We start from the raw sequence: 13,261 nt of genomic DNA, 5'->3' as shown, positions 1-13,261 counted from the left end.
CGCGGGGCGCCGGTTCGCGGGCGGCGCGATCAGCCGGCGACGACGGGCCGGTCCACCGCCGTGCCGACGGACCGTTCGATCAGCGGCAAGGTGCGCAACTGCCGTTCCAGATGCCACTGCAGATGGGCGGCGACCAGACCGCTCGCCTGGCGGCGGACGTTGTCGGGCACACCCGCGATGTAATCCCACTCCCCCTTCAACAGGGCGACGAGCAGATCGAGCACACCGGTGGCCGGGGTACTCGCACCCGGCGGCCTGCAGTGCACACACACCGCGCCGCCCGCCGCGACGTGGAACGCGCGATGCGGTCCGGGGGTGGCGCAGCGGGCGCATTCGTCGAGTGCGGGCGCCCAGCCGGCGAAACCCATGGCGCGCAACAGGTACGCGTCGAGGATCAGTTCGTGCGGGCGCTGTTTGGCGGCGATGGCGCGCAGGGCGCTGGCGGTGAGCGCGTGCAGTTTCGGGGCGGGGGCGCGTTCCTCGCCCGCGAGGCGTTCGGCGGTCTCGAGGATCGCGCAGGCGGTGGTGTAGCGGCCGTAGTCGTCGATGATGTCGGCGGCGAACGCCTCGACGGTGGTCACCTGGGTGACGATGTCGAGCGTGCGGCCCGGATGCAGCTGCACGTCGATGTAGGCGAACGGCTCGAGCCGGGCCCCGAACTTCGACTTGGTGCGCCGAACCCCCTTGGCCACCGCGCGCACCAGCCCGTGTTGCCTGGTCAGCAGCGTGACGATGCGATCGGCCTCGCCCAGCTTGTGCTGACGGACCACCACCGCCTCATCCCGATACAACCGCACGGGCCCAGTCTTCCACGTCGGCCCGACACCGCGCCCACGGACACACCCCGGCGTACCGGCCTCAGTTCTGCCGCAGCAGACCCGCGAGCAGCAGGAGCAGCGACTGCTGGGTCTCGAGCCGCGCGCGGTCCGGATCCTCGGCGTGGGCGACGATGAGGGCGGCTTCGGAGATGGCGCTGAGCAGCAGCTGGGCCAGCACCGCGACGGGCGCGGCCGGGACGAGGCCCGCGTCGGTGGCGCGTTGCAGCTGGGCGGTGATCAGGCCGAGGCCGTGCCTGGCCTCGAACTCGCGGAAGGCGGGCCAGCCCAGCACGGTCGGGGCGTCCATCAGCACGATGCGCAGCATCTGCGGGCGGGCGCAGATGTCGAGGAAGCGGGCCAGCCCCGCGGTCATGCCCGCGACCACGTCGTCGGGGTCGACCGCGGCGACCGCATCCTGGATCTCCGCGGTCGCCTCGGTCTCCACCTGTTCGAGCACGGCGAGGAACAGTCCCCGTTTGTCGCCGTAGTGGTGATGGAGCGCGCCGCGGGTCACTCCGGCGGCCGCCACCAACTGCTCGGCGGAGGTCCCCGCGAAGCCGCGCTCGGCGAACAGGTCACGGCCTGCCCGCTCGAGCGCGGCGCGGGTGGTGCGGGAGCGGTCCTCCTGACTACGGCGCTGCATGCAGCCGAGTGAACTCCACGATCAGTTCGGCGAGCAACTCCGGCTGGTCCTCGGGCAGGAAGGTGTAGGAATCGCCGACGGTCCGCAGGCTCGCCCGCGGCAGGTCGGTGACCAGCCGCTGGGCCAGCGACATCGGGAACAGTTTGTCCTCGGTCGACCAGACCACGAGCACCGGCAGGTCGACCTCGGCGAATCGTTGCGCCGCGGCCATGGTGTGCCGCGTGTCCACGCCCGCGGCGAAGCGGCGCAGGTCCGCCCTGATGGCGGGGTCGCGCCGGGCCGGACCCAGGTAGGACTCCGCGATCGGTGCGGGCAGTGGGTGTTTGGTCACCCAGCCGAAGGCGAGCGGCAGCCGCTGGGCCGGCCGCCAGCGCAGCGGGGCGAGCAGCGGGGCGATCGCGCCGGGGATCTTCGCCAGGCGCACCAGGGCGGTGAAGGGCTTCGGCGGGAAGACCTCGTAGCAGTCGACCGCGGCCAGCACGACGCGGCCGATGCGTTCCGGATGCCGGGTCATCAGGATCTGGGTGAGCGCGCCACCGGTGTCGTTGGCGACGATCGTGACGTCGGTGAGGTCGAGCGCGTCGAGGAACTCGGCGATCAGGTCGGCCAGGCCGGTGGGCGTGAGGTCGGCGTCGGGCATCGGGATCGTGTGCGCGCCGAGTGGCCAGTCGGGGGTGAGGCAGCGGTGTCCGGCCGCGACGAGGCCGGGCACGACGTCACGCCACAGATCGGCGTTGACGAGCAGGCCGTGGACGAAGACGACCGGCGATCCGGTTCCGGTGTCGTGATAGCGGAGGCGCCCGGTCGAGAGCGTGCGGTCGTGTGCCGGGCCGAGTGCTGAGCTGATTCCCATGGGGTCCTCCCCTGGTCGAATGCTGGGCCTCTCCACTGTTACATACATACCGAATGTATGTCTATCCCAGATATCCACCCAGGGTATGTGGACGGGTGACCAGTTTCGCGGTTACGGTCGAGCACACCCCAGCAGAGACGGAGCTCACATGTCCGTGCCCGACCGCGTCGCGCCGAACTCCCCCGCCGACCTCGGCCTCACCGAACTGAGCGCGGCCATCGCCGACGGTCACCTCACCTCGGTCGCGGCCGTCGGCGACGCGCTCGACCGGATCGAGGCATCGCAGCCGACCCTCAACGCGTTCCGCGTGGTGCGGCGCGAGGCCGCGCTGCGCGAGGCCGCCGACGCCGACGCGCGCCGCGCGACCGGGACACGACTGCCACTGCTCGGCGTGCCGATCGCGGTCAAGGACGACACCGACATCGCCGGGGAGGTCACCGCCTTCGGCTGCGGCGGCGAGTTCACGCCCGCGACCGCCGACGCGGAATCGGTGCGACGACTGCGCGCGGCGGGCGCGGTGATCGTGGGCAAGAGCAACACCTGCGAGCTCGGTCAGCTGCCTTTCACCAGCGGCGACGCCTTCGGGCACACCCGCAATCCGTGGGACCGCACCCGCACGCCCGGCGGCTCCTCCGGCGGATCGGCGGCGGCGGTCGCGGCCGGATTGGTGCCCGCCGCACTGGGTTCCGACGGAGCGGGCTCGGTGCGCATCCCCGCCGCGTGGACCAACCTGGTCGGCATCAAGCCACAGCGCGGCCGCATCTCCACCTGGCCGCACCCCGAGGCATTCCACGGACTCACCGTCAACGGGCCGCTCGCGCGCACCGTGCGCGACGCCGCGCTCCTGCTCGACATCGCCGCGGGCCCGCACCCCGGCGACCTGCACACCCCCGCGCCGATCGACGCGGCCGCGGCGGTGGGCCGCGATCCGGGCAAGCTCAGAATCGCGCTCTCCCTGCGCATCCCGTTCACCGCGACCCGCACCGCCCTGGATCCACAGATCGCGGCGGCCGTGCACGACCTGGCCGCCACCCTGCGCGCACTCGGCCACACGGTCACGGTCGCCGATCTGCACTACGGCGTACTGATCGGCGCCTCCTTCCTGCCACGCTCACTCGGCGGGATCAGCAAGGTGCACCGGTCCATGCCCGCGGCGGTCGTCGACCCGCGGACCACGGCGAACGCGCGCGTCGGCCGGCTCCTCGGCGGACCCGCGCTCACCGCGGCCCGGATGCTGGAACCGTTGCTGCACCGGCGGATCGGCGCGTTCTTCGACGACTACGACGTGGTGCTGGCGCCGACGACGGCCACCCCGGCCCCGCGGGCCGAGGAGATCGACGGCATCGGCGTCGGCGCGACCAACGGCCTGATCACCGGCGCGTGCCCGTTCACCTGGCCCTGGAATGTCCTCGGCTGGCCGAGCGTGAACGTCCCCGCCGGGTTCACCGACACCGGGCTGCCGATCGGCGCACAGCTGATGGGCACGGCGAACACCGAGCCGATGCTCATCGCCCTGGCCGCGCAGCTCGAGGCGGAACGGCACTGGGATCGGGACCGGCCGACTCCGTGGTGGACCTAACGACCCGGTTCGGCCCACCCCTCGATATCGCTCTTGGTACCCGCCGGGCACCCGTCCTGCCCGGTCTGGCGCGGGAACATCATCAGGCAACGCTGCGGCCCCTGCCCGCCGACGGCCGTCGTGACGAGCACCGCGATGGATGACCCGTCGGCCACGCGCCTCGTCGAGTAGCCGAGTGTGCCGGTGACGCCGCGATAATCGCTCTCGCGCATCTGCACGGCGATGGCGGTGCGGTTCGGCGGCAGGTCGGCCAGCACGCCGCGACTGCTGCGCACCGCCTGCAGGAACAACCCGCTCACATCGAAGGCCAGTCCGGTGCGGTCGCCCGCCCAGGTGGGCCGGTAGTCGCCGAGTTCGGGGTAGCCGCGCAGCTCCTCGATCAGCCCGGCCAGCTCGACGCACAGCTGCTCGTGCTCGAACGGCACCGGCTGATCGCCGACTCTGCCCACGCCGCGGACGCAGTCGGCGCCGCCGAGCATCACCGGCGCCGCCTTGGACACGTAGCGCACGGTGAGATTCGCGGGCAGCGCCGCGGTCGCCTTGGGATCGGTGATCAGGCGGGTCACCGCGTCGTTGCCCAGGATCGCCGGCCCGTCCCCGCTGAGACAGCCGCGGCTCACCGCCTTGGCGAAGGTCGGGAAGTCGTCGTTGCGGCCCGCGAAGAACAGCAGGGTGTTCCGGTCGAATCCCTCGGTCTCGCAGGGCGCGGGGAATCGGTAGAGCTGTTGCTGCTCGCGCCAGCTCAGGCTCTCCTGAGCCACACCGCGTTCGGCGAGTTCGTCTTTCAGATCCGCGACCAGGGTCGTCACGTAGAGGTCGTCGGCCGCCTCCGGGTGGTAGATCACCACCTTGTCGTAGCGGCGGCCGCCGGTGTTCTCCCTGGCACCCTGCGCGTAGTCGGCGATGAGCCGCGCCTGCACCTTGTTGCTCGGCGCCGCCTGGAAGTACAGTGGCGAGGCCTGATCCAGGCCGTCGGCGGACAGCGTCGTCGCCACCGCGGGCACACCGAGTTCACCGAGCCGGGTGATCGCCCCGCGCGTCTCGTCGGTGCTGCGGTCGATGCCGACCACGCCGAGCACGCTGGGGTCCTCGGCCGCCAATCCGCGCAGCTGATGCTCGACCACCCACTGCGCCTGCCGCATGTCGGTGCCGCCGTTGGCGATGACGATCCGCAACAGCGGCTCGGACTCGTCCGAGGCCAGCAGCGCCCGACGCTGCTGCACCGCCAGCCCGGCCAGCTCCTCGACCTGGGCGTGCGGGTAGCGCACATTCGTGTCGGCGTAGCTGAGCCCGGCGAAGTACACCAGCGAAACCAGCGGCCGGTTCGGGTTGCTCTCGCGCGCCTCGGCCGCCGCCGCGTTGAGCCGGAACACCTCGCGCTGCATGGCGGTGAGCTCGGGATCGTCGGCGAAGATCTGCCGCGGATTGTCGCTGTAGCCGACGCACTCGCCGTCCCGCAGACTCACCGAGACACCGCCGGTCCACGGCCACTGCGAGCACGGCGCCCCGCGCAGCGGCGGGAAGTAGACGAGCGCGGCGCCCACCGCGAGGGCGATCGGGATCAGCACGCACAGCCCGACGAACCAGCTGCGCGCGGCCATCGGAGGCGCGGGCGGCAGGGCCATCCCCCGGAAGCGCGGATCGCTGATCCGCGGTGGCACATCAGCGGGCAGCAGCGCGCGCAGCGGCAGGAACCAGGCATCGGCCTGCCGGTGGGTGCGCCGGTTCTCGATCTCGCGGACCCAGCTCTGCAGCGGGTCCGGCGGCTGCGCGGTCGGCCGCTCGGCGATGCTCTCCAGGGTGCGCAGCTGACGCAGGTCCCCGATGTGGCCCAGCTCGCCGACCTCACGGCGCGGTCCCTCGTCGCGGAAGGCGACGACCACCAGCGGGTCGAAATGCCCGGTCTCGTTGCGGATCTCATTGATCCAGGTGAGGATTCGCGCGCCGTCGCCGTCCTCGGCCAGCCCGCCGAGCAGAGCCACCGGGTAGGCGGTGCGCCGCCAGCTCGACGGCCGCCAGATCCGGCGCCGGTAGGCATCGCGCAGGTCCTCGAGGAAGGCGTGGATGAGCAGCTTGGCGACCTGCTCCTCGTTCTCGTCGACCCGGTGCGAGGCGGTCAACCGGGACGCGAAACCCAGGAAACTGCCCGACAATTCGGGTGCGAGGTACCGCTGGTGCAGGAACCACCGCGTCACCTTCGACATGCCGGGGATGCGCCCGGACACCCACAGCCACAACCGCAGCACCGGCCACAGCGCCAGCACACCGAAGACCACCCGCGAAATCGTGTCGCCCGCGACCCCTTCGGCGGTGTCGGAGCGACTCGTCGGCGAACCGCTGCGCAACAGCTTGGGCAACCGGCGGCGCAATTCGTCGGGCGTCTCGGATTCGTCGCTGGTGACCCGCTGCCTGGTCAGCCAGTCGGCGGTGCGGTAGCGCGGGAACTTGATCGCGCCCATGGCGGTGTCGTCGGCGGCGAACCCGGCGACCAGCTGCTGGATGATCGGCAGACAGTGCCCGGCGAGCTCCTGATCGTCGACCGAGCTGACCGCGCTGAGGTCGGGCGTGAGCGCGGTGCGCGGCAGATCGGGTGCGTGCAGATCGATCTTGGCGCGCGGTGTCGCCCGCCTGCCGCCCGATTCGCCCAGCCAGCTGTACAACTCGCCGACCAGTGTCGGGTGCCCCTGCACCCCGACCACCTCGACGATCGGCCGCGGCAGGGTGCGCCGTCCGCGCCACAGCGCGCGCAGCACCCGCGGCTTGGCGTCGGGAATCTCGAGTACCCGCAGCAACTCCAGCAGCTTGCCGACATCATTGGCATCGGGCACTTCGACGGCCTCCCCGGGGCGAACAGCGAGCACACCGGATCACGCCCGGCGTATTCGCCGAACGATACCCCGTCCGGCCGACACTCAAACGGTCAAAAGCCCAGCTTCCCCAGCTGTTTCGGATCGCGCTGCCAGTCCTTGGCCACCTTCACGTGCAGGTTCAGGTAGATGCGGGTGCCGAGGATGTGCTCGATCTGCTTGCGCGCGTTGGTACCGACCTCCTTGAGCCGGGAACCGTTCTTGCCGATGATGATCGCCTTCTGGCTCGGCCGCTCGACATACAGCAGGGCATGCACCTCGAGCATGTCCTCGTTGGCCTCGTACGGCTGGATCTCCTCGATCACCACGGCCAGCGAATGCGGCAGCTCGTCGCGCACGCCTTCCAGCGCGGCCTCGCGGATCAGCTCGGCCATGAGGGTTTCCTCGGGCTCGTCGGTGATCTCGCCGTCGGGGTAGAACGCAGGCCCCTCGGGCATCTTCGACGCGATCACGTCGACGAGCACCTCGACCTGCTCGCCCTTCACCGCCGACACCGGCACGACCTCGGCCTCCGGCCCGAGCAGCTGGGAGACCGCCATCAGCTGGTGGGCGACCTGGTCGCGGCTCACCTTGTCGATCTTGGTGACCACGCCGAGCACGGTGGTCTTGGGCGCCATCATCTTGATCTGCTCGACGATCCAGCGGTCGCCGGGCCCGATCTTCTCGTCGGCCGGGATGCACACCGCGATCACGTCGACCTCGGAGTAGGTGTCCCGCACGAGATCGTTGAGGCGCTGGCCGAGCAGGGTGCGCGGGCGGTGCAGGCCGGGGGTGTCGACCAGGATGAGCTGGGCGTGCTCGCGGTGCACGATGCCGCGGATGGTGTGCCGGGTGGTCTGCGGACGCGAGGAGGTGATCGCGATCTTGGTGCCGACCAGCGCGTTGGTCAGCGTCGACTTGCCGGTGTTCGGGCGGCCGACGAAACAGACGAAGCCGGAACGGAACTCGGACTCAGCCACCGCGCACCTCGCTCAGCACGGCGCCGCCGCGATCGGTGCTGATCACCGTGGCCGACGGCGAGACCTCGTGCAGCGCGGCGATTCCGGCGTCCTCGGCGTCACCGGCGACGACGACCGCCGCCTCGAAACCCTCGGCGCCGCTGGAGATCGCGGCCGCCACGGCGGCCTGCAGCGCGGTCAGCCGCAGGCTCGACAGCGCGACCTCCCCCGCGGCGTAGGTGCGGCCGTCGGTGTCGCGCACCGCGGCACCGCTCGCACCGCCGGTGCGGCCCAGCGCGCCACGCGCCAGCACCAGCAGCTTGTTGTCTTCGGCATCCAGTTCACTCATCGGCTTCTCCGTTGTGGTCGGGCACGCTGACCTCGGCGGACTCGGCGCCCGCACCGGTCTGCGTCCTGTTCTTCTTCTCCTTGTCGGGCGCGCGGCGCACCAGCACGGTGTTGACCCGCATGCGGCCGCGCGCGTCCGCGCCACCCTCACCGCGCAGCACCAACCCGTACACGGTCACCTTCGACCCGGGCAGCGGGACGCGCCCCAGCTCGTGGGCGAGCAGACCACCCACGGTGTCGACGTCCTCGTCCTCGATGTCGAGCCCGTACAGCTCGCCGAGGTCCTCCACCGACAGCCGCGCCGAAACCCGGTAGCGGCCGTCGCCGAGGTCCTCCACCGGCGGGGTCTCGTCGGTGTCGTACTCGTCGGCGATCTCCCCGACGATCTCCTCGAGCACGTCCTCGATCGTCACCAGCCCGGCGATGCCGCCGTACTCGTCGACCAGCAGCGCCATGTGGTTACGGCGGCGCTGCATCTCGTCGAGCAGATCGTCGAGCGGCTTGGAATCGGGGATGAACACCGCGGGCCGCATCACTTCGCGCACCGTCACCTTGCGGCTGCGATCGGCATAGGGCACAAGGTCTTTCAGGTACACCACGCCGAGCACGTCGTCGACGTTCTCGCCGATCACCGGGATCCGGGAATGGCCCGACCTCACCGCCAGCGACATCGCCTGGGACGCGGTCTTGTCGTGTTCGATCCAGACCATCTCGGTGCGCGGCACCATCACCGCGCGGGCCAGGGTGTCGCCGAGTTCGAAGACCGACTGGATCATCCGTCGTTCGTCGTCGGCGACGACGCCGCGCTCCCTGGCCATGTCGACCACCTCGCGCAGCTCGATCTCGGAGGCGAAGGGGCCGTTGCGGAATCCCTTGCCCGGCGTGATCGCGTTGCCGAGCAGGATCAGCAGCCTGCTCACCGGGCTCAGCACCGCGCCGATGACCTGCAGGGGCACCGCGGCGCCCAGCGCGATCGAATAGGCGTGCTGGCGGCCGAGGGTGCGGGGTCCGACGCCGATCACGACATAGGACACGACCACCATCACCGCGGCGGTGACCAGCAGCGCCGTCGCCGGGCTCCACAGTTGCAGTGCCGCGGCGGCCAGCAGGACGGTGGCGGTGATCTCGCACAGGATGCGCAGCAGCACCATGAGATTCACGTACCGCGGGCGGTCGTCGACGATCTTGCGCAGCCGCGCGGCGCCGGGGCGTTCCTCGCGGACCATGTCGTCGAGCCGGGCCCGCGACACCGTGTTCAGCGCCGAGTCGACGCCGGCGAAGATCCCGCCGAGGCCGATCAGCACGATCGTCAGCAGGATCTGGGTGACTGCCGTCACGCGGGGCCCAGCGCGTCACCCGGCGCGGTGAAGCCCGCCTTGCCGAGCAGGCGGGCGTCGCGCTCGGCCAGTTCGGCGCGGCGCTGTTCCTCGCGCAGGCTCACGTACCACTCCTCGAGCAGCTGGCCCTGCAGCGCGAACATCTCCTTCTCCTCCTCGGGCTCGGCGTGGTCGTAGCCGAGCAGGTGGAGGACGCCGTGCACGGTGAGCAGCGCCAGTTCGTGGTCGAGCGAATGCCCGGCCTTCTGCGCCTGCCCCATCGCGAACTCCGGGCACAGCACGATGTCACCGAGCATCGAGGGACCGGGCTCCGGGCTGTCGGGACGCCCGCCCGGCTCGAGCTCGTCCATCGGGAACGACATGACGTCGGTGGGGCCGGGCAGATCCATCCAGCGCACGTGCAGGTCGGCCATGGTGTCGAGATCGACGAGCACCATCGACAGCTCGGCGGCCGGATGCACGTCCATCCGGCCGATCACGAAACGTGCCACGCTGACCAGGTCTTCTTCGGGGACGTCCATGCCCGATTCGTTGGCGATCTCGATGCTCACCTGTTCAGGGTACGGGCCGCGGTTCGAACGAAGAAACCGCATCGGTCCAGCGTGGCGCGGGTAACCGCGGTCCAGCGGATGCGGGTTCCCCAACGGGACCCGCATCCGCTGCTGACTGCTATCCGCGGTTGGCCCGCCCGGCCGCGCGGCGCTGCGCGCGGTTGCCGGGGTAGTGCGGGCCCGGCACCGCGCGGGTGTCGGATTCGTACCGGTCGTAGGCGTCGACGATGTCGGAGACCAGCCGGTGGCGCACCACGTCGGCGCTGGTGAGCTCCGAGAAGTGGATGTCGTCGATGTCGGTGAGGATCTCCGAGGCCGCGCGCAGACCCGAACGCTGCCCGTTGGGCAGGTCGACCTGCGAGATGTCACCGGTGACCACCATCTTCGAACCGAAGCCGAGGCGGGTGAGGAACATCTTCATCTGCTCGGCCGTGGTGTTCTGCGCCTCGTCGAGAATGATGAACGAGTCGTTGAGGCTGCGGCCACGCATGTACGCCAGCGGCGCGACCTCGATGACGCCCGAGGCGAGCAGCTTCGGGATGGCCTCGGGATCCATCATGTCGTGCAGCGCGTCGTAGAGCGGCCGCAGGTACGGGTCGATCTTGTCGTTGAGCGTGCCGGGCAGGAAGCCGAGCCGCTCGCCGGCTTCGACCGCGGGCCTGGTGAGGATGATGCGGGTGACCTGCTTGGACTGCAGGGCCTGCACCGCCTTGGCCATCGCCAGATAGGTCTTGCCCGTACCGGCGGGACCGATGCCGAACACGATGGTGTTGGCGTCGATCGCGTCGACGTAGCGCTTCTGGTTCAGCGTCTTGGGCCGGATGGTCTTGCCGCGCCGCGACAGGATGTCCAGGCTCAGCACCTCGGCCGGTGATTCGGACACGCCTTCGGTGAGCATCGAGACGGTGTGCCGGACCGCTTCGGGGGTGATCACGCGATTGCGGCCGGTCAGCGCCACGAGCTGCTCGATGACGCGCTCGGCCAGCGCGACGTCACCGGCTTTGCCGGTGATGGTGACGGTGTTGCCGCGGACGTGGATGTCGGCCGGGAGCAGCTTCTCCAGCTGACGGAGATTCTGGTCGGCCGAGCCGAGGAAGGGGAAAACAGACTCCGGGGCGAGTTCGATGCTGGAACGCACTGTTCGCGCCGCGGGACCCGCGTTGTTTCCGCCTGCGCCGATGCCTGATACGGGGTTGGTGGGGTCGCCGATCTCGCCTGAGTTCTTCAAAAGTGGCTATGGCCTGCTTCCGGTCTCGACTGTGTGTTCGATGAGCTCAGTTTAACGCGCGGCACCGACACCGCCCAGCGATATAACGACCGGTTCGGCCGAATCGCGATCGACGAGTGATCGCAGGTCACAGCGGGCGCGCTACCACCGCGCGGTGAGCGCGCCGAGGGCGCCGAGGGCCACCGCGGCGGCCGTGGAGGTGCGCAGCACGGTCGGACCGAGCAGCACGATGTCGGCGCCCGCCTCGGCCAGCGCGGTCAGCTCGGTGTCGTCGAGGCCGCCTTCCGGCCCGACGATCAGCACCACCTCGGGCGCCCCGGCCAGGGCGAGCTCGGTGAATTTGTGGGTGCCGGACTCATGCAGGGCGGCGACGATCGCGCCGTCGGCCTTCGCGGCGCGCACCAAGTCGAGCAGGTCACGGGTGCGGTGCAGCTCGGCAACCTCGGGGATGTACGCGCGCCGGGACTGCCGGGCCGCGGACCTGGCCGCGGCGCGCCACTTCTCGATCCCCTTGGCGGCCTTGGCCTCCCAGTTCGCGACACAGCGCGCGGCCTGCCACGGAACGATGGCGTCGGCGCCCGCCTCGGTCATCAGCTCGACGGCGAGTTCGGAGCGATCCGATTTCGGCAACGCCTGCACGACGCGCACCCGTGGGCTCGCCGGGGTGGCCAGCCTGCGGGTGCGCACGGCGAGGTCGAGCCGGTTCTTCTCGGCGGCGACGACCTCCGATTCGGCGAGCACGCCGCGTCCGTCGGACAGGGTGATCGGCTCACCCACCCGGATCCGGCGCACGGTCGCGGCGTGGCGGCCCTCCGGCCCGTCCAGGACCGCGACGGCGCCGGGCTCGGGGACCTCGTCGAGGTAGAAGACCGTCGCGGCCACCGGGTCAGCGTCCGCTGAAGGAGGCGCGCAGCCGGGCGAACAGGCCGCTGTTGTGCTCGGACTGAGCCGACATCACCTCGGCGCGGTCCCGGTCGCGCATGCCCTTGAACTTGCGCAGCAGGTCGGTCTGCTTACCGTCCAGCTTGGTGGGCACCACGATGTCGAGGTGGGCCAGCAGGTCACCGCGCGCGCCCGAGCGCAGCCGGGGCATGCCGTGCGCGCGCAGCTGGATGACCTCGCCGGGCTGGGTGCCCGGCGCGATGGTGAGCTCGGTGGGCCCGTCGAGGATCGTGTCGACCACGACCGTGGTGCCGAGGATGGCGTCGACCATCGGCACGCGCACGGTGCAGTGCAGGTCGTCGCCGTCGCGGACGAAGGTGTCGTGCGGCTGTTCGACGACCTCCACGTAGAGGTCACCGGCGTGACCGCCGCCGGGGCCGACCTCGCCCTGCGCGGCCAGGCGCACGCGCATGCCGTTGGCCACACCGGCCGGGATCGGCGCGGCGATCTCGCGGCGGGCGCGCACGCGGCCGTCGCCGCCACACTTGTGGCAGGGATCGGGGATGGTCTCGCCTGCGCCGCGGCAGGTGGGGCACTGTCGCGAGGTGAGCACCTGACCGAGGAACGAGCGCTGCACCGACTGCACCTCGCCCGCGCCGTCACAGGTCTCGCAGCGCACCGGCTTGGAGTTGCCGTTGGTGCCTGCGCCCTGGCAGATGTCGCAGAGGATGGCGGTGTCGACGGTGAGGTGCTTGGTGACGCCGACGGCGCATTCGGCCAGGCTCAGCCGCGTGCGGATGAGCGAGTCGGCGCCGGGCTGCACGCGGCCGCGCGGCTTGCGCACGCCGCCGCCCTGGCCGCTCATGCCGCCGAAGAACGCCTCGAAGACGTCGCCGAGGCCGCCGAAGCCCGCGCCGCTGAATCCGGCTCCGCCGCCACCGTTTTCGAGCGGGTCACCGCCGAGGTCGACGATGCGGCGCTTCTCCGGGTCGGTCAGCACCTCGTAGGCGGTGGAGACCTCCTTGAACTTGGCCTGGGCGGCCTCGTCCGGGTTCACGTCGGGGTGCAGTTCGCGGGCCAGCTTGCGGTAGGCGCGCTTGAGCTCCTGGTCGGTGGCGTTCTTGCCGACGCCGAGCAGTCCGTAGTAATCCCGTGCCACTTGAGTTCTCTAGTCCTTGGTCGCTGTGGTCCAGCCGAGCGCCGGGCGCATCCTTTAG

General features: G+C 70.9%; 12 protein-coding genes. 1 reads left to right on the top strand and 11 read right to left on the bottom strand.

Features of this window, described 5'->3' with window-relative positions:
* Positions 1-29: 29 nt before the first annotated feature.
* The 3 genes from recO to AB0H56_RS07905 form a co-directional block, all read right to left on the bottom strand.
* Positions 30-797 (bottom strand): DNA repair protein RecO, encoded by a 768-nt coding sequence (gene recO / locus AB0H56_RS07915; RefSeq protein WP_357158874.1) that lies wholly within the window; start codon positions 795-797, stop codon positions 30-32.
* Positions 798-858: 61 nt separating this feature from the next.
* Positions 859-1,461: a TetR/AcrR family transcriptional regulator gene (locus AB0H56_RS07910; RefSeq protein ID WP_357158871.1), complete on the bottom strand. Its 603-nt coding sequence runs from the start codon at positions 1,459-1,461 to the stop codon at positions 859-861.
* A complete protein-coding gene (locus AB0H56_RS07905) occupies positions 1,448-2,314 on the bottom strand; it encodes an alpha/beta hydrolase (protein WP_357158868.1) in 867 nt (288 codons plus the stop codon). Before AB0H56_RS07905 ends, AB0H56_RS07910 begins: the two co-directional genes overlap by 14 nt.
* A 148-nt stretch (positions 2,315-2,462) precedes the next feature.
* On the opposite strand from AB0H56_RS07905, the gene AB0H56_RS07900 reads away from it, so the two are divergent.
* Positions 2,463-3,893, top strand: coding sequence for an amidase (locus AB0H56_RS07900; RefSeq protein ID WP_357158865.1), 1,431 nt, complete (start codon positions 2,463-2,465; stop codon positions 3,891-3,893).
* Here the strand turns inward: AB0H56_RS07900 and AB0H56_RS07895 are convergent.
* From AB0H56_RS07895 to dnaJ, 8 genes are all read right to left on the bottom strand, one after another.
* Positions 3,890-6,721 (bottom strand): ABC transporter substrate-binding protein, encoded by a 2,832-nt coding sequence (locus tag AB0H56_RS07895; RefSeq protein ID WP_357158862.1) that lies wholly within the window; start codon positions 6,719-6,721, stop codon positions 3,890-3,892. The two genes, AB0H56_RS07900 and AB0H56_RS07895, sit on opposite strands and share 4 nt — an antisense overlap.
* Before the next feature lie 92 nt (positions 6,722-6,813).
* Positions 6,814-7,719: a GTPase Era gene (gene era / locus AB0H56_RS07890; RefSeq protein WP_110039574.1), complete on the bottom strand. Its 906-nt coding sequence runs from the start codon at positions 7,717-7,719 to the stop codon at positions 6,814-6,816.
* Positions 7,712-8,047, bottom strand: a complete 336-nt coding sequence (locus AB0H56_RS07885; RefSeq protein WP_357158859.1) for a cytidine deaminase — start codon at positions 8,045-8,047, stop codon at positions 7,712-7,714. Before AB0H56_RS07885 ends, era begins: the two co-directional genes overlap by 8 nt.
* Positions 8,040-9,383, bottom strand: a complete 1,344-nt coding sequence (locus tag AB0H56_RS07880; protein WP_357158856.1) for a hemolysin family protein — start codon at positions 9,381-9,383, stop codon at positions 8,040-8,042. The genes AB0H56_RS07885 and AB0H56_RS07880 overlap by 8 nt, the downstream gene beginning before the upstream one ends.
* Positions 9,380-9,934 (bottom strand): rRNA maturation RNase YbeY, encoded by a 555-nt coding sequence (gene ybeY, locus AB0H56_RS07875; RefSeq protein ID WP_019045862.1) that lies wholly within the window; start codon positions 9,932-9,934, stop codon positions 9,380-9,382. The genes AB0H56_RS07880 and ybeY overlap by 4 nt, the downstream gene beginning before the upstream one ends.
* 118 nt (positions 9,935-10,052) lie before the next feature.
* Complete coding sequence (locus AB0H56_RS07870; RefSeq protein ID WP_110039634.1) at positions 10,053-11,114, bottom strand: PhoH family protein; 1,062 nt, start codon at positions 11,112-11,114, stop codon at positions 10,053-10,055.
* 189 nt (positions 11,115-11,303) lie between these two features.
* Entirely contained in the window at positions 11,304-12,044 is a 741-nt protein-coding gene (locus AB0H56_RS07865) for a 16S rRNA (uracil(1498)-N(3))-methyltransferase (protein WP_357158853.1), read from the bottom strand.
* Positions 12,045-12,048: 4 nt separating this feature from the next.
* Positions 12,049-13,203: a molecular chaperone DnaJ gene (gene dnaJ / locus AB0H56_RS07860; RefSeq protein WP_357158850.1), complete on the bottom strand. Its 1,155-nt coding sequence runs from the start codon at positions 13,201-13,203 to the stop codon at positions 12,049-12,051.
* Positions 13,204-13,261: the final 58 nt, after the last annotated feature.

The organism is Nocardia sp. NPDC050717 (assembly GCF_040654275.1).
Taxonomy (GTDB): Bacteria; Actinomycetota; Actinomycetes; order Mycobacteriales; family Mycobacteriaceae; genus Nocardia.
The sequence above is the reverse complement of the archived record's forward strand: the minus strand, read 5'-3'. Positions and strand labels throughout refer to the sequence as shown.